Annotated in this window: 14 protein-coding genes; 4 read left to right on the forward strand and 10 right to left on the reverse strand. The window is 73.1% G+C overall.

Going from position 1 to position 15,386, the window contains the following annotated elements; genetic code table 11:
* Positions 1-14 precede the first annotated feature (14 nt).
* The 6 genes from ACZ4MF_RS12575 to allB all read right to left on the reverse strand — a co-directional run bounded on the left by ACZ4MF_RS12575 (position 15) and on the right by allB (position 5,679).
* Positions 15-410 (reverse strand): guanyl-specific ribonuclease, encoded by a 396-nt coding sequence (locus tag ACZ4MF_RS12575; protein WP_467492008.1) that lies wholly within the window; start codon positions 408-410, stop codon positions 15-17.
* Positions 411-495: 85 nt separating this feature from the next.
* Positions 496-1,407: a DMT family transporter gene (locus ACZ4MF_RS12580; protein WP_467492295.1), complete on the reverse strand. Its 912-nt coding sequence runs from the start codon at positions 1,405-1,407 to the stop codon at positions 496-498.
* 125 nt (positions 1,408-1,532) lie between these two features.
* Positions 1,533-2,159 carry a dihydrofolate reductase family protein gene (locus ACZ4MF_RS12585; RefSeq protein ID WP_467492009.1) on the reverse strand — a complete coding sequence of 209 codons (627 nt, stop codon included), beginning with the start codon at positions 2,157-2,159 and terminating at the stop codon, positions 1,533-1,535.
* 74 nt (positions 2,160-2,233) lie between these two features.
* Complete coding sequence (locus ACZ4MF_RS12590; protein ID WP_362820729.1) at positions 2,234-3,058, reverse strand: AIM24 family protein; 825 nt, start codon at positions 3,056-3,058, stop codon at positions 2,234-2,236.
* A 121-nt stretch (positions 3,059-3,179) separates the two neighbouring features.
* The gene (gene alc, locus ACZ4MF_RS12595; protein WP_467492010.1) at positions 3,180-4,295 is read right to left on the reverse strand and encodes an allantoicase; all 1,116 of its coding nucleotides are present in this window, start codon (positions 4,293-4,295) and stop codon (positions 3,180-3,182) included.
* Between the two features lie 46 nt (positions 4,296-4,341).
* Entirely contained in the window at positions 4,342-5,679 is a 1,338-nt protein-coding gene (gene allB / locus ACZ4MF_RS12600; RefSeq protein WP_467492011.1) for an allantoinase AllB, read from the reverse strand.
* 273 nt (positions 5,680-5,952) lie between these two features.
* Between allB and ACZ4MF_RS12605 the strand changes: the two genes are divergently transcribed.
* Positions 5,953-6,747: an IclR family transcriptional regulator gene (locus tag ACZ4MF_RS12605; protein WP_362820726.1), complete on the forward strand. Its 795-nt coding sequence runs from the start codon at positions 5,953-5,955 to the stop codon at positions 6,745-6,747.
* Positions 6,748-6,980: 233 nt separating this feature from the next.
* On the opposite strand, the gene ACZ4MF_RS12610 is transcribed toward ACZ4MF_RS12605, so the two are convergent.
* A complete protein-coding gene (locus ACZ4MF_RS12610; protein ID WP_467492012.1) occupies positions 6,981-7,298 on the reverse strand; it encodes a DUF5955 family protein in 318 nt (105 codons plus the stop codon).
* Positions 7,299-7,427: 129 nt separating this feature from the next.
* Between ACZ4MF_RS12610 and ACZ4MF_RS12615 the strand changes: the two genes are divergently transcribed.
* Positions 7,428-8,039 (forward strand): nucleotidyltransferase family protein, encoded by a 612-nt coding sequence (locus ACZ4MF_RS12615; protein ID WP_467492013.1) that lies wholly within the window; start codon positions 7,428-7,430, stop codon positions 8,037-8,039.
* 184 nt (positions 8,040-8,223) lie between these two features.
* Positions 8,224-9,849 (forward strand): malate synthase A, encoded by a 1,626-nt coding sequence (aceB, locus tag ACZ4MF_RS12620; protein WP_467492014.1) that lies wholly within the window; start codon positions 8,224-8,226, stop codon positions 9,847-9,849.
* Positions 9,850-9,904: 55 nt separating this feature from the next.
* On the opposite strand, the gene ACZ4MF_RS12625 is transcribed toward aceB, so the two are convergent.
* From ACZ4MF_RS12625 to ACZ4MF_RS12635, 3 genes are all read right to left on the reverse strand, one after another.
* Positions 9,905-10,819 carry a HipA family kinase gene (locus ACZ4MF_RS12625; RefSeq protein ID WP_467492015.1) on the reverse strand — a complete coding sequence of 305 codons (915 nt, stop codon included), beginning with the start codon at positions 10,817-10,819 and terminating at the stop codon, positions 9,905-9,907.
* 66 nt (positions 10,820-10,885) lie between these two features.
* A complete protein-coding gene (gene trpS, locus ACZ4MF_RS12630; RefSeq protein WP_467492296.1) occupies positions 10,886-11,929 on the reverse strand; it encodes a tryptophan--tRNA ligase in 1,044 nt (347 codons plus the stop codon).
* 232 nt (positions 11,930-12,161) lie between these two features.
* Positions 12,162-13,664 carry an IucA/IucC family protein gene (locus tag ACZ4MF_RS12635; RefSeq protein ID WP_467492016.1) on the reverse strand — a complete coding sequence of 501 codons (1,503 nt, stop codon included), beginning with the start codon at positions 13,662-13,664 and terminating at the stop codon, positions 12,162-12,164.
* A 199-nt stretch (positions 13,665-13,863) separates the two neighbouring features.
* On the opposite strand from ACZ4MF_RS12635, the gene ACZ4MF_RS12640 reads away from it, so the two are divergent.
* Complete coding sequence (locus ACZ4MF_RS12640) at positions 13,864-15,381, forward strand: IucA/IucC family protein (protein WP_467492017.1); 1,518 nt, start codon at positions 13,864-13,866, stop codon at positions 15,379-15,381.
* Positions 15,382-15,386 lie beyond the last annotated feature (5 nt).

The following is a 15,386-nucleotide window of genomic DNA, read 5'->3' on the forward strand; positions in this document are numbered from 1 at the left end:
TTCCGACGTCCGGCTCAGCAGCCGAAGTCGACCAGGTTGAACGTGGCGTAGTGGTCGGAGGTGTAGTAGTCCTCCTGGGACTGCTCGCCGGTGACGATGCGCCGGGCGCCGCGCGTGGGCGAACCGGGCGTGATCACGGTGTACTCGTGGTAGTACCCGGACGGCTGGCTGGGCAGGACGCCTTCGCGGTTGGAGAAGACGACGCCGTCCTGCGAGTACGGGTACGGGCCGCCCTGGGCGATCAGGTCCAGGGTGTCGTGGGCCTGCGACGGCAGGGCGCTGTAGCAGATGCTGCCGACCGAGTCGGCCGCGGCGTTCGCCGAGGTGGCGGAGACGGTGCCGCCGACGACGAGGGCGGACAGGAGCGCGGCGGCGGCGCCGATGCGAGTTGCACGTGGGGGGAATCTCATGCCCCCATGATGACGCGCGTAGACGTTGGCATGTCAACGACAAGGTTGAAGATTTTCCCTTCAAGTCCGCTGAGTTTTCAGAAAGTTAACCTGCCGCTCTGCGCCCCCACGCGGTCCCCGCGAGCACCAGCGCGCCCCCTGTCAGACCGAGCGCGCCGAGCCGTTCGCCGCCGAGGGCGATGCCGGTCGCAGCCGCCCACAGCGGTTCGGTGCCGAGCAGCAGCCCGACCCGCGAGGGGGACGTACGGCGCACCGCCCACATCTGCACGAAGAACGCGAACACCGTGCACAGCACGGCCAGGAACAGCAGCCCGGCCCAGTCCCGGGCGTCGAGGTCCGCCGCGACCGTCCAGGGCGCCGGGGTGCCGGAGAGGGCCGACAGCAGGGCGAAGACGGCCACGGACGCGCCGAGTTGGACCGTGGTGAGCGGCAGCGCGTCCGCTCCCTGTACGGCCCTGATGCGGGACATCGCGAGGACGTGCACGGTGCGGGCGAGCGCGGCGAGCAGCATCAGCAGGTCGCCGGACGAGGGCCGGGTGAAGCCGCCGCCCTGGGTGAGCAGGACGACACCGAGGACCGACAGCAGCGCCGCGCCGAGGAAGGCCGGGGTGGGCCGGGTGCGGGTGACGGCGGCCTCGGCGAGCGGGGTGAAGATCATGGTGAGGCTGATGATCAGGCCGGCGTTGGTCGCCGAGGTGTGGACGACGCCGTAGGTCTCCAGCAGGAAGATCCCGCTGAGGATCAGCCCGAGCAGGGCCGCGCCGCGCCACTGGGCGCCGGTGAGCGCGCGCAGCGCACGGCGGCCGGCGACGGCCAGGACGGGCACGGCGAGCGCGAAGCGCAGGACGAGGACGGCGAGCACCGTACGGGCGGTGACGATGTCCTTCGCGGCGAGATAGCTGGCGCCCCAGCAGACCGCGACGAGCAGGACGGGCAGGTCGGTGTGCCAGGCACGGCGGGGCGCGGCGGCGGCGCCCGGTACGGCGATCGAGGACATGCGGGCGGCTCTCCGGGTCTCCGGTGGGGGTGCGGAGACGTCTGCGGCTCGCACGGGGCGGGCTCACCGTACCGGCGGCGACGATCTTCGGCCACGGATTTGCCGGCCGGGGGTCGGGGCCGGCCTCAGGCGTCCTCGGGGAGGTCGTACGAGCCGTACTCCGGGTCGCCCGCCAGGTCGTACGTCTGGAGGGAGACGCCCGATCCGGTGACGCGGCCGCCGGTGTGCCGGAAGCGGGTGGGGGCCGTGCCGTCCGGGAACAGCCGGCGACCGGAGCCGAGGAGGACCGGGAAGGTCAGCAGGTGCAGGGTGTCGAGGAGGCGCAGGCCGATCAGGGAGCGGACCAGGGCGCCGCTGCCGTGCACCTGGAGTTCGCCGTCGGTGCGCTCCTTGAGGGCCTGGACCTCCTTGGCGAGGTCGCCGCCGAGCACCGTGGTGCCGGACCACTCGGGATCCTGGAGGGTGGCGGAGACGACGTACTTGGGCAGGGTGTTGAGGCGCGAGCCGAAGGGGTTGGCCGGGTCGGTCACCCGCGGCCAGTAGGCGGCGAAGATGTCGTACGTACGGCGGCCGAGCAGGAAGGCGCCGGCGCGCTCGAAGACCTCGGTGACGAAGCGGCCGGAGTCGTCGTCGGCGAGCGGGAAGCTCCAGCCGCCTTGTGTGAAGCCGTCCCGGGTGTCCTCGCGGGGGCCGCCCGGGCTCTGGTAGACGCCGTCGAGGGTGACGAAGAGGGTGGAGACGAGCTTGCCCATGGGAGGTGCCTTCTTCCGGGTGCGGGGTCTGCTGTCACCCCATCGGACCCCGCCGGCCCCCGGAACTCATCGGTTCAGCCCGCGTGCGTGGAGAACAGTCCGCCGGTCGGGCCCTGTTTGTCGCCGCCCTGGGCCTTCTTCAGGGCGTTGGCCAGGCTCTCGATGGTGAGGGACTGCAGGATCACCCGGCCGTTGCCCTCCAGGGTGGCCAGGGACAGGCCCTCGCCGCCGAAGACGGCGTTCATCAGTCCCTGGCGGTTGAGGCCGCCGATGCGCTGGACCCCGTACTGGATGCCCTCCTCGAAGGCGACCACGCAGCCGGTGTCGACCTCGATGCGGCCGCCGAAGTCGGCCGGGTTGAGGTCGATGAAGTTGCCCGCGCCGGCGATGATCACCGTGCCGTACCCGGTGAACTTCTCCAGGACGAAGCCCTCGCCGCCGCTCATGCCGGTGCGGCCGCCGGCGAAGGCGATGCCGAAGTCGACGGTGGACTCGGCGGCCACGAAGGCGTCCTTCTCGGCGAACCACGCGCGCGTGCCGTCGAGTTCCAGCGCGCGCATCTCTCCCGGGAGGACGCCCGCGAAGCCGACCGTGCCCTCGCCGCCCTGGGAGGTGAAGTACTGGAACGCCAGCGACTCGCCCGCGAGCACGCGCTGGCCCACCTGCATGGCGGTGCCCATGGCCTGGCGCAGCAGGCCGCCCATCCCGCCGCCCGCGCCGCCCTGCCCCTGCTGGCCGCCGCTGCCGTTTCCGGACGGGCCGGACAGCCGCGTCTCCATGGTCACGTTCGTCGTCTTGAAGAGGAACTTCCCGGCCTCGCAGTACACGGTCTGGCCGGGTTGCAGGTTGACGACCGCCATCTGCATGGCGTTGCCGACGATCTCTTGCTGAAGGGTCACGTGGGGAAGAACGCCGGACACGGGCCCGTAAGTTCCGGGCGGCCGCGATCGGGTCCGTACGGGTGACACGCGGGGCGCCCGGTGCTGTCCAGGCCGGGGCGCCCCACGCGCGCGGGGTGGGTCAGCCGCCCAGTTCCTGATGGCGGGCGGCGAGCCGGGCCGCGCCGTCCTCGGTCAGGGAGCCGAACAGCCGCAGGCGGGAGATGCCGCCGTCGGGGAAGATGTCCACGCGCGCGTGCGTGCCGACGGCCGGGGCGGGCAGCACGAAGCGGTGGTTGGTGTCGGGCTGGAGGCGGGTGCGGGGAACGATCTCCGTCCAGTCGCCGTCCTCGCCGTCCCGTACGGAGACCGACGCCCAGCCGGCGCTGTTGCCCTTCAGATAGGCGGTGTCGATCTCGATCGCGCGGATCCGGGACTGGGCGACCAGCTGGTAGCGGATCCAGTCGTTGCCCTGGTCACGGCGGCGGCGGGTCTCCCAGCCGTCGTCCATCTTGCGGGAGCGGCCCGGCTGGATGGTGTTGGTGGCCGGGGAGTAGAAGAGGTTGGAGGCGTCCTCGACCCGGCCGCCGTTCTCCAGCGCGACCACGTCGAAGGTGCCCAGCACCGACAGCCACGCGGGGTCGGGGACGACCTCGCCGTGCACGCGCAGCCGCGCGATGCCGCCGTCGGGGTGCTGGTTGACGCGCAGGTGCGTGAAGCGCTGTTCGACGGACACGGCGAAGCCGTTCGCCGCGTGGCCGCCGACCGCGGTGCGCGGGACGATCGTCGTCCACTTCACGTCGTCGCCGAGCAGTTCCCCGGGAGAGGGCGAGCCGGGGACGGACGCGGCCTCGACGGAGACGGCCTGCGGGTAGTTGCCGCGGAAGTGGGCGGTGTCGACGACGATGCCGCGGATCACGCCGGGCGCGCCGAGGCGGACCAGCGCCCAGTCGTGGTCCTCGGCGGTCGGCCACGGGTGCTCGGCGGAGACACCGCGTCGGCGGCGGGTCTCCCAGCCGTCCATGACCTTGCCCTTGTGGCCGAAGTGCTCGGGGTCGAACTCGGCCCGCTCGGGCACCAGCAGGTTCTCGCGCTGGGCGAAGAACTCGTCGTTGGCGGCGACCACGCCCGCGCCGAGCTGCCGGTCGGCGAGGTTGGCGTACTGGGTGAAGGGGAAGTCGGCGGTGCGGTAGTCCGCGTACGGGTCACCGCCCGCGTAGGGGTTCGCGTCGCCGGTGAAGCTGGAGGTCGCCGTCACGGTGATCAGGGGTTCCTTTCCGGGAGTGGGCGGGGGGCGGGGTGCATTACTGGGGGCGGGCGAGCAGCGTGCCCTTCGGTTCGGTGAACTCGCCCTCGTGGGCGATGCGTTCGCCGCGCAGCCAGGTGGACTTCACGACGCCGTACAGGGTCTTGCCGGCGTACGCGGTGACGCGGTTGCGGTGCTGGAGGGCGGCCGGGTCCACGGTGAAGGTCTCGTCCGGGGCGAGGACGGCGAAGTCGGCGTCGCGGCCCGCCTCGATGGCGCCCTTCTGGCCGAGGCCCGCCAGTGCGGCGGTCCGCGTGGACATCCAGCGCACGACGTCCTCCAGGCCGTGTCCACGCGCGCGTGCCGCCGTCCACACGGCGGACAGGCTGAGCTGGAGGCCGGAGATGCCGCCCCAGGCGGTGGCGAAGTCGGCGGTCTTCAGGTCGGCGGTGGAGGGCGAGTGGTCGGTGACGACGCAGTCGATGGTACCGTCGGCCAGCGCCTCCCACAGCAGGTCCTGGTTGGCGGCCTCGCGGATGGGCGGGCAGCACTTGAACTCGCTGGCGCCGTCCGGGACTTCCTCGGCCGTGAGGGTGAGGTAGTGCGGACAGGTCTCCACGGTGATGCGGACGCCCTCGGCGCGGGCGGCGCGGATCAGCGGCAGCGCGTCGCTGGAGGACAGGTGCAGGACGTGCACGCGCGCGTGGAGCCGTTTCGCCTGCGCGACAAGGGTCGCGATGGCGGTGTCCTCGGCGTCGCGCGGGCGGGAGGCGAGGAAGTCGGTGTACTTCGGGCCGCCGTGCTGCGGGGCGGCGGCGAGGTGGTGGGGGTCCTCGGCGTGCACGATCAGCAGCCCGTCGAAGCCGGCGATCTCCGCCAGGGACCGGGCCAGCCGGTCCTGGTCGAGGTGCGGGAACTCGTCCACGCCGGACGGGGACAGGAACGCCTTGAAGCCGAAGACGCCGGCGTCGTGCAGCGGGCGCAGGTCCTTGACGTTGTCGGGCAGGGCGCCGCCCCAGAAGCCGACGTCGATGTGGGCCTTGTCGCGGGCCACGTCCTGCTTCACCCGCAGGTGGTCCACGGTCGTGGTGGGCGGGAGGGAGTTGAGCGGCATGTCGATCAGCGTGGTGATGCCGCCGGCCGCCGCCGCGCGCGTGGCGGTCCAGAAGCCCTCCCACTCGGTGCGGCCCGGGTCGTTGACGTGTACGTGGGTGTCGACCAGGCCGGGCAGCAGGACATGGTCGCCGACGTCCTCCAGCCGGGCGCCGGCCGGAACCTCGGCGTCGTACGGCAGGACGGCCGTGATCCTCCCGGCGGACACGGTGACCGTGGCGGCCCGCGTCCCCTCCGGAGTGATGACGCGCGTCGAGCGCAGGACCAGTTCAGCGTCGGACACCCGAACCCCTCTCTGTACCGCCGTTTTACGCCCAGGAAACGGGATGTACACCCACGTAACGGATTTCAACGTTCTGTTGAAGGAGTCTTCACTCCCGCTTCCGCGCCGTCAAGGGGCACACTTCTGGGCAGCACGCCACTCGCACCCACTCTGGACGTTTCCACAAAGCGGAATTAGAATTCCAACAAGCAGAACGTAGCTACGTACAAGCGGGGAGTCAACCGACTGCCGGGTAGGCTTCTTCCCTCCCGCCAGTCCCGAAAGGAACGCGCCGTGCCGACGTCCAGCGCCAGCACCACCGACTCCGCCAAGTCCTCCGCCGGCGGCGGTGTCCAGTCCCTCGAGCGCGCCTTCGACCTGCTGGAGCGGATGGCGGACGCGGGCGGCGAGGTGGGCCTCAGCGAGCTGTCAGCGACCAGCGGGCTGCCGCTGCCGACCATCCACCGGCTGATGCGCACCCTGGTCGCCTGCGGCTACGTCCGCCAGCAGCCGAACCGGCGCTACGCCCTCGGCCCCCGCCTGATCCGGCTCGGCGAGTCGGCGTCCCGGCTGCTCGGCACCTGGGCGCGGCCGTACCTGGCGCGGCTGGTCGAGGAGACCGGCGAGACGGCGAACATGGCGCTGCTGGACGGCGACGAGATCGTGTACGTGGCGCAGGTGCCGTCGAAGCACTCGATGCGGATGTTCACCGAGGTGGGCCGGCGGGTGCTCCCCCACTCCACCGGCGTCGGCAAGGCGCTGCTCGCAGGGGTGCCGGACGACGAGGTGCGGGCGCTGCTCGCCCGGACCGGGATGCCGGCCGCGACCGAGAAGACGATCACCACGCCCGACGGGTTCCTGGCGGCGCTGGACGAGGTACGGCAGCTGGGGTACGCGGTCGACGACAACGAGCAGGAGATCGGCGTGCGCTGCCTCGCGGTGTCCGTGCCGGAGTCCCCGACGGCCGCGGCGATCTCCATCTCGGGGCCGGCCGGCCGGGTGACCGAGGCCGCGACCGAGAAGATCGTGCCGGTGCTGCAGGGAATCGCGCTGGAGCTGTCCCAGGCGCTGGCGAGTTCGGGCGCGTAGCGGATACGGCCCCTCCCCCGGGTGAACCGCGACCAGGGGGTGTCCTTTGGATCAGGCCGGCCGTGAGGGACAGTGCGGTCCGGCCGACCCGAGCGGGGTCGTGGGGGCCCCTCCCGCGCGAGCGAAGCCGAGCGTGGGGGAGTCGGCGAGTGACGACAACGCCGCTGGGGGTGCCCCCTCCGGGGGAGCGCGTGCCGGGCGCCGCACGGCAGGCGGGGATGTGACGACAGGCCCTAGCCCCGCTGCGTCGGCTCCCCGAAGAGATCGACCGCCTCCCGTACGCCCCTGAGGCCCCTCGCCAGGGCGCTCACCGAGCCGATCGCGCCCGCGATCAGTAACAGGGAACTGCGCAGGCGCGGGATCTCCGGTGCGCCGCCGGAGGCCATCGCCGCGAGGGCCGCCAGTTCGTCCTCCGCTATGCCCCGGTCGGGGAACTCGGAGGGCAGTATGGCGAGTTCGCGCCGCAACCGGGACACCGCGGTCCGCAGTTCCGTCACTCTCGGGTCCTCGTCACTGCCGATCACTGGCCTCTGCCCCAAGCTCCGCAACACAGCCCTCCCCCTCGCACGCCGTCGTGCGCGGGTCAGTAAACGCCACCCCGTCCGGGAGCGCCACCGCGCCGACCGAAATTCAGCCCAAGGAAACGCGCCGTCGCCGCCCGCGTCAGGTATGCAGGACACATGACGGACACGCATCACGAGGAGCACGCGGAGGTCGCCGGGCTGGTGCTCGCCGCAGGCGGCGGGCGACGGCTCGGCGGGCGGCCGAAGGCGCTGCTGGAGCACCGGGGGCGGCCGCTGGTCGAACACGCGGTGGGGGTGCTGCGCGCCGCCGGATGCCGTCGGATCCACGTGGTCCTGGGCGCCCGGGCCGACGAGGTCCGGGCGCGGGCCGAGCTGAGCGGCTGCGTCCTCGTGGACAACCCCGGCTGGGCCGAGGGCATGGGCTCCTCGCTGCGGGCCGGGCTGGACTCGCTCGCCGGCACGGGGGCGCGCGCGGCCCTGGTGAGCCTCGTCGACCAGCCGGGCATCGGGGTGGCCGCGGCGGCCCGGGTGCTCGACGCCCACCAGGACGAGAAATCGCTGGTCTCGGCCGCCTACGCGGGGGTGCGCGGGCATCCCGTGCTGTTCGGGTCGGCCCACTGGGCGGGCATCGCGCGGACCGCCACCGGCGACCGCGGGGCCCGCGCCTATCTGAAGGGACACGAGAGCGAGCTCCGGCTGGTGGAGTGCGCGGACGTGGCCGAGCCGTACGACATCGACACCGAGGCCGACCTGCGCCACCTTGAGTGAGCACGGTGGCACCGAGCGCCACCTTTCCTCGACCCGGAGAATCTCGACGTCAACAAACCATTGAAGTTCCACGATGAGGAAACTAGTATCCACTGCTCAGAAGCGCCTGACCGCACAGCGGGCGCTGTTCGCCCTATTCGTGCCACTAGGCACCCGGTGCCACCGCTGAAGGAAGTGACAGCTCATGTCCGCACCAGCGCCGTCCCCGCTGGCCATCGTCGACGCCGAGCCCCTGCCCCGGCAGGAAGAGGTCCTCACGGACGCGGCGCTCGCCTTCGTGGCGGAGCTGCACCGGCGGTTCACCCCGCGCCGTGACGAACTCCTCGCCCGCCGGGCCGAGCGCCGCGCCGAGATCGCCCGCACCTGCACGCTCGACTTCCTCCCGGAGACGGCCGCGATCCGCGCGGACGACTCCTGGAGGGTCGCCCCGGCCCCGGCCGCGCTGAACGACCGGCGCGTCGAGATCACCGGCCCGACCGACCGCAAAATGACCATCAACGCCCTCAACTCGGGCGCACGGGTCTGGCTCGCCGACTTCGAGGACGCCTCCGCGCCCACCTGGGAGAACGTCGTCCTCGGTCAGCTCAACCTGGCCGACGCCTACACGCGGAACATCGACTTCACCGACCCGGCGTCGGGCAAGTCGTACGCGCTGCGCCCGGCCGAGGAGCTGGCGACCGTCGTCATGCGTCCGCGCGGCTGGCACCTGAACGAGCGTCATCTGACCGACGCCGACGGCACGCCGGTCCCGGGCGCCCTCGTCGACTTCGGCCTGTACTTCTTCCACAACGCCCAGCGCCTGCTGGACCTCGGCAAGGGCCCGTACTTCTACCTGCCGAAGACCGAGTCGCACCTGGAGGCCCGCCTCTGGAACGACGTCTTCGTCTTCGCCCAGGACCACGTCGGCATCCCGCAGGGCACCGTCCGCGCGACCGTCCTGATCGAGACCATCACGGCCGCGTACGAGATGGAGGAGATCCTCTACGAACTGCGCGACCACGCCTCGGGGCTGAACGCCGGCCGCTGGGACTACCTGTTCTCCATCGTCAAGAACTTCCGTGACGGCGGCGCGAAGTTCGTCCTGCCGGACCGCAACGCCGTGACGATGACGGCCCCGTTCATGCGGGCGTACACCGAACTCCTGGTGCGCACCTGCCACAAGCGCGGCGCGCACGCGATCGGCGGCATGGCCGCGTTCATCCCGTCCCGGCGCGACGCCGAGGTCAACAAGGTGGCCTTCGAGAAGGTCCGCGCCGACAAGGACCGCGAGGCGAACGACGGTTTCGACGGTTCCTGGGTCGCCCACCCCGACCTCGTGCCGATCGCCATGGAGTCCTTCGACAAGGTGCTCGGTGACAGGCCGAACCAGAAGGACCGGCTGCGCGAGGACGTCCACGTCGAGGCGGCCGACCTGATCGCGATCGACTCGCTGGACGCGAAGCCGACGTACGCCGGTCTGGTCAACGCCGTCCAGGTGGGCATCCGTTACATCGAGGCCTGGCTGCGCGGCCTCGGCGCGGTCGCCATCTTCAACCTGATGGAGGACGCGGCCACCGCCGAGATCTCCCGCTCGCAGATCTGGCAGTGGATCAACGCGGGCGTCGAGTTCGAGAACGGCGACACGGCCACGCCGGAGCTGGCCCGCAAGGTCGCCGCCGAGGAACTGTCCGCCATCCGCCAGGAGATCGGCGAGGAGGCCTTCGCCGCCGGGCACTGGCAGGAGGCCCACGACCTGCTGCTGAAGGTCTCCCTGGACGAGGACTACGCCGACTTCCTCACCCTGCCGGCGTACGAGCAGCTGCGCGGCTGAGCATCGCGGACGGCCGAGCGGTCCCGGGAGCCTTCCCGGGACCGCTCGCGCGTGTTCACCCCAGGTGGACCGACCAGTCCTGTGCCGCGGCCGGCTTGCCGTGCAGGTCGGGGACCTGCTTGAGCCAGGCCGGACGGCCCGCCTGGCTCTTCGCCGCGCGCAGCGCCTCCTCGGCGGCGAGCTGCTCGCGGCTCGGGAAGTCGGTGGGCAGCCACGTGCCCGACAGCCGCACCCGGGCCAGGAGGTGGTCGACGTAGGCGGCGCGGACGTCGTCGGGGGTCGCGAAGCCCGCGTCCTCGGCCAGCCAGGCGTCCGGGACCTCGGCCACGATGCCGCGCAGCAGTTCCCGGGTAACCCTGGGGGCCAGTTCGGCGTCGGCGGCGCGGACGTCGGGACCGTAGTGGCCGAGCGCGTGATGGCGGAAGTCGTACGTCCTGCCCGGGTCCGTGGTGTCCCAGCGGTGGTGGAAGACGAGGGCGGCGCCGTGGTCGATGAGCCACAGGTGCGGCGCCGCAGTGCCGCGCGTGGGCCAGACCATCAGGTTGGAGCTGTGCACCGTACGGTCCACGTTGACCGTGAGCGCGTCCAGCCAGACGATCCGGCCCGCCTCCAGCGGGTCCACCGGGAAGGCCTGCGCGATCTCGGGGGTGAAGTCGACGGCGCCCGGCAGATGGTCCATGCCGAGGTTCACCCCCGCGCTCGCGCCGTGCAGCTCCCGGACCTCCTGGTGGGGCTCGTCCGCGGCGATCGCCGGATCGAAGTGGACGAGCACCAGCTCCGGGAAGCGCAGGCCCAGCGCGCGGGCGAGTTCACCGACGATCACCTCGGCGACCAGCGCCTTGTGCCCCTGCGCGGAGCCGGTGAACTTGACGACGTACGTGCCGAGGTCGTCGGCCTCGACGACGGCGGGCACGGAGCCGCCGGACCGGAGGGGGGTCACGTATCGAACAGCAGTCACGTCGCGCAGCACACCGCCCAGCGTAAGCGCTCCGCCGCTGCGGCCTTCGGGCGTACGCGGCCGGGGGGGACGGCGCGGTCAGTAATGGCTGTTCATCGCGGCGCGCACCTCGGCGAGCGTGGCGTCGGCCACCGCGCGGGCGCGTTCGTTGCCCTCGCGCAGTGTCCGCCGCAGGAAGGCGCGGTCCTGCGCGTACTCGCTGCGGCGGGCCCGGATCGGTGCCAGGTACTCGTTGACCGCCTCGGTCACGGTCCTCTTCAGCGCGGCGGCCCCCGCCGCGCCGACCTCCTCGGCCACCTCCTCGGGCGTCCGGTGCCGGCACAGGGCCGCCAGCAGCAGCAGGGAGGACACCTCGGGGCGGTTCACCGGGTCGTAGGCGATGTGCCGCTCGGAGTCCGTCCTCGCCCCCTTGAGCAGGCGCGCGGTCTCGTCGGCGCCGGCTGCCAGCGTGATGGCGTTACGGCGGCTCTTGCTCATCTTGCTGCCGTCGGTGCCGAGCAGCAGCGGGGCGCCGGAGAGCAGGGCGTCGGGCTGCGGGAAGACCGGAGTGCCGTTGCCGTAGCGGTCGTTGAAGCGGCGGGCGATGGTGCGGGTGACCTCCAGGTGCGGGAGCTGGTCCTGGCCGACCGGCACCAGGTTGCCCTTGCAGAAGAGGATGTCGGCGGCCTGGTGGACGGGGTAGGTGAACATCAGGCCGCTGACGGCGGACTGGCGCGAGTGGGCGATCTCGTCCTTGACCGTGGGGTTGCGGTTCAGCTCGGCGACGGACACGAGGCTGAGGAAGGGCAGCATCAGCTGGTTGAGGGCGGGGATCGCGCTGTGCGTGAAGATCGTGCTGCGCTGCGGGTCCACGCCGATGGCGAGGTAGTCCAGGACGAGGTCCTCGACGTGCTCGGTCAGGCTGTCGGCGACGTCGCGGTCGGTCAGGACCTGGTAGTCCGCGATGATCACGTACGTCTCCACGCCGAGGTCCTGGAGGCGGACACGGTTGTGCAGCGTGCCGAAGTAGTGCCCCAGGTGCAGCCGGCCGGTGGGGCGGTCGCCGGTCAGCATGCGGAACCGCCCTGGGTCTTCGGCGATCAGTCTCTCCAGCTCGGCGCTGCGGGCCTGCGCGGCGGACATGCCGAGGGAGTCGGCGGGGGCTACGGCGGTCTGGGGCGTGGCGTTCACAGCGTCTCCTGGGGGTCGGGGGCCCCGTCGAAAGGAAACCGGCCCGGGTCCAGGGGACAGGAAAAAGGGCCGTTCTTCCGAACGGCCCGGTCATGCGTACGAGGTGGCCGCTCCTACGAGGAGCGCCACCAGCTCAGGCATGACGACAGATGCATGCGCACAGCATAGCCCTCCCGTGCCGGGATCAGCGGGCCAGCGGGTTCGGCAGGGGACGGTAGCGGGCGTCTGCGCCGTCGGCGCCGGTCCAGCGCAGCAGCAGGTTGGTCTTGCCGGGCAGGGTGGGCGAGGCGAGCAGGGCGGGGATCTCCGGCAGGCCGTGCCGGGCGAGCTCGCGGCGGACGGCGGGCCAGGGATCGAGGCCCCGGTGGTGCTCGGCGAGGGCCGCGGCGATCTCGGTGAGGTGGTTCACGACCAGGCAGTACACGAGCCGTTCCCAGCCCGCGGCCCGGGTCACGTCGGGCAGCAGCTTGACGCCCTCGGCGTCCCGGAACAGCGCGGCCACGGGGAGCCCGGCCGCGTCCACGGCGACGAGGGTGTTCTGGAGGTGGGCCTCGACGACGACGCCGTGCGCGCCGAAGGCGGTGAGGACGGGCGGCACGACCTGGCGCAGATACGCCTCCCACCAGGCGGCCGGGTCGGCCGCGGCGGCCAGCGGACTGCCGTCGAAGCCCTCCGCGAGCCCGGCCGCGAGCAGCGGGGTGGCCCCGGGCGGAAGGTGGCCGCGCGGCCCGTCGCGGACGAGGACCGCCAGTTCCTCGAAGGCGAAGGCGGCGGTGCGGTAGCCGCGGTCGCTCAGCCAGGCCGCGGGCCGGCCCACGGCCGTGAACGCGCGCCGGGCGGCCGTGTCCGTGCGGCACGTCCTGCGCAGGTCGTGGCGCCACAGCCGGCGGATGTCGTTGGTGATGCGGACGTCCAGGGAGAACTTCAGGAACAGATCGCGGCGGGGCTCGTAGAGCGTGCGGACCGCCGCCGTCGGCCAGGCGTCGAAGGCGGTGGTGCCGAGCCGGAGCAGGCGGCCGTCGGCGAAGGCCGGGGCGAGGTCGCGGGCGACGAGGTCGAGCTGCCAGGGGTGGGCGGGCAGCAGCCGGTAGCCGGGCGGGGCGGCGGCGAGGGCGTCCAGGGCGCGGGTGTCGCCCTCCTCGGCCACCTGGTCCTCGCGGACGCCGAGCAGCACCAGCGGGAAGCGGGCGTGCGCCTCGGGGGCGTACGGCAGCCAGGACGCGACCGGGCCGCCGCCGCGCGCCTTGGGGGCCGGGTGGTAGGGGTGGCCGGTGATCAGGGACTGCTCGGAGCGCAGATAGGGGTCGGCGGGCGGGGTCGCGAGGGCGCGGGCGGCGAGGATCGCGGCGACCGCGTCCCGGCTGTCGACCATCTCGGCGGGCAGGTCACCGCCGGTCAGCCCGGTGTGCCGGCGCAGCTCCTCGGCGACCAGCTTGACCAGCTCGGTGTGCCCGACGGGACGCCAGGCGCCGTCGGTCCGCACCTCGGGCCCGGCGGGGCGCCGCCCGGCGCGCACGCGCAACAGCCGGCCGCTCGGCAGCCGGTACACCCGCCGCGCACCGGGATCCGGGGGCGGGAGCGGCTCGGCGACCTCGCGCAGCAGGCAGTTGAGCAGGGGCGCGGCCGCGTACGCGTCGGCGAGGGGGCCGACGGCACCGGAGGGGGGTGTGAGGTCCACGCGATCCATTCGTTCCATGTCCGAGGGGGCGGTCGATTCCCGGTCCGGGGGGCCGGAAGGCCGGGGCCGGACTCCGCGACCGTCCGTCCATTGTCCGGCGGGCGGCGGGACCGGTACGCCATGTCCCTCCGGTCGTCCCGCACAATCGTGCCCCGAGCCCGAGCCCGCGACGCGCGTCCCGCGTTCCCGCCTCCCCGAGGAGCCGACCGTGCACCGAACCCCCGCCGCCGAGGCCGAGATCGCCGAGGAGCTGGCCGCCGTGCGGCCCGCCCTGCTGCCCCGGTACCGGGCGGAACTGCCGGGTGCCCGCGCCGCCGTGCTGACCCGGCTGTGGCGGGCGCTGGTCCATGAGCCGCTGCCGTGGATCACGGGCCGGACGCGCGGGGCGCACAGCCTGGCCCTGCGGCTCGCCGACGGCCGGACGCTGCATGGGCCGCACGCGGATCCGTACGCCACGAGCGCCTACGTCGGCGAGGTCCGCCTCGGCCGGGACCGGCACGTCGCTCCGGCGGGCCTGATGACCGCGCTCGGGGTGCCGCACGCCGACGCCTTCGCGGCCGAACTGGCGCACAGCACCGCCTCGTTGGCGCTGTCCCGGGCCGACGCGGATCACCCGAAGGAGTGGCCGGAACACGACTGGGAGTGGGAGCAGCGGGTGACCGACGGGCATCCGTACCACCCCAACTGCCGTTCCAGGCCGGGGTTCTCGGTCGCGGAGCAGCTGGCGTACGGACCGGAGCACCGTCCGGTGGTGGAGCTGGGCACGGTGGCGGTGCCGGCGGACGCGTGCGAGCAGAGCGGCGCGTGGCCGCAGGAGCTCCGGGAGGGCGAGCGGCTGCTGCTGCCCGTACACCCGTGGCAGTCGGAGCACGTCCTCGGCCGTGCGCACGCGCCCTGGCGGCAGGCCCGTCCCCTGCTCTCCCTGCGCACCCTCGCCCTGCCCGGCGGCGGCCCGCACGTGAAGACCGCGCTCAGCGCGCGGCTCACCTCCTCGGTGCGGGACATCTCCGCGTACTCGGTCCGCTCCGCCGCGCCGCTGGGCGACCTCGCCGACCAGCTGACGCAGCACACCGGGGGCCTGCTGCACATCACCCGCACGCTGGGCGCGGTCACGGCCGGCTCCCCCGACCTCGCGGCACTGCTGCGGGAGTCGCCCGAGGCGTACGCGGGCCCCGGTGAGCGGGTCGTCCCGGTGGCCGCCCTGCCCGCGACCGGACTGCCGGACTCCCCCGGCTGGCTGGCCGCGTTCGCCCGCCTGGCGCTCACGGTGGGCCTGCGCGTGCTCGGCCTCGGGGTGGCCCTGGAGGCGCACGGCCAGAACCTGCTGGTGGTCCTCGGGCCCGACGCCACCCCCCGGCGGCTGGTCTACCGCGACCTGGCCGACATCCGGATCAGCCCCGCCCGTCTCACCGCCCACGGCCTCACCCCGCCCCCGCTCACCGGACGCCTCGTCACGGACGACGAAACCGCCCTGCGCCGCAAGCTGTTCGGCTCCCTGGTGGCGGGCGCGCTGGCCGCCACGGCGGGCTCGGCCGCGCCTCTGGCGGCGGCCCTGACCGCCGCGCTGCCCGCCCTCCCCGCCGGTTGCGACCTGTCCGCGCTGCGCGAAGGCCCCCTGCCCGCCAAGGCGTTGACGCTGATGCGGCTGTCCCCGCGGACCCCGGGCGACCAGTGGACGGCGCTGCCCAACCCGCTCGTTTTGGAGCCCGGCACGTCCGCTCCATAGGATCC

This window comes from Streptomyces sp. NPDC025793 (genome assembly GCF_055558375.1).

Bases quoted from the DNA above. Each gene is read 5' to 3' on its own strand.
- ACZ4MF_RS12575 (WP_467492008.1), bottom strand. From the start codon at position 410: ATGAGATTCCCCCCACGTGCAACTCGCATCGGCGCCGCCGCCGCGCTC.
- ACZ4MF_RS12580 (WP_467492295.1), bottom strand. From the start codon at position 1,407: ATGTCCTCGATCGCCGTACCGGGCGCCGCCGCCGCGCCCCGCCGTGCC.
- ACZ4MF_RS12585 (WP_467492009.1), bottom strand. From the start codon at position 2,159: ATGGGCAAGCTCGTCTCCACCCTCTTCGTCACCCTCGACGGCGTCTAC.
- ACZ4MF_RS12615 (WP_467492013.1), top strand. From the start codon at position 7,428: ATGACGGACACGCATCACGAGGAGCACGCGGAGGTCGCCGGGCTGGTG.
- aceB (WP_467492014.1), top strand. From the start codon at position 8,224: ATGTCCGCACCAGCGCCGTCCCCGCTGGCCATCGTCGACGCCGAGCCC.
- trpS (WP_467492296.1), bottom strand. From the start codon at position 11,929: ATGTCCGCCGCGCAGGCCCGCAGCGCCGAGCTGGAGAGACTGATCGCC.
- ACZ4MF_RS12635 (WP_467492016.1), bottom strand. From the start codon at position 13,664: ATGGATCGCGTGGACCTCACACCCCCCTCCGGTGCCGTCGGCCCCCTC.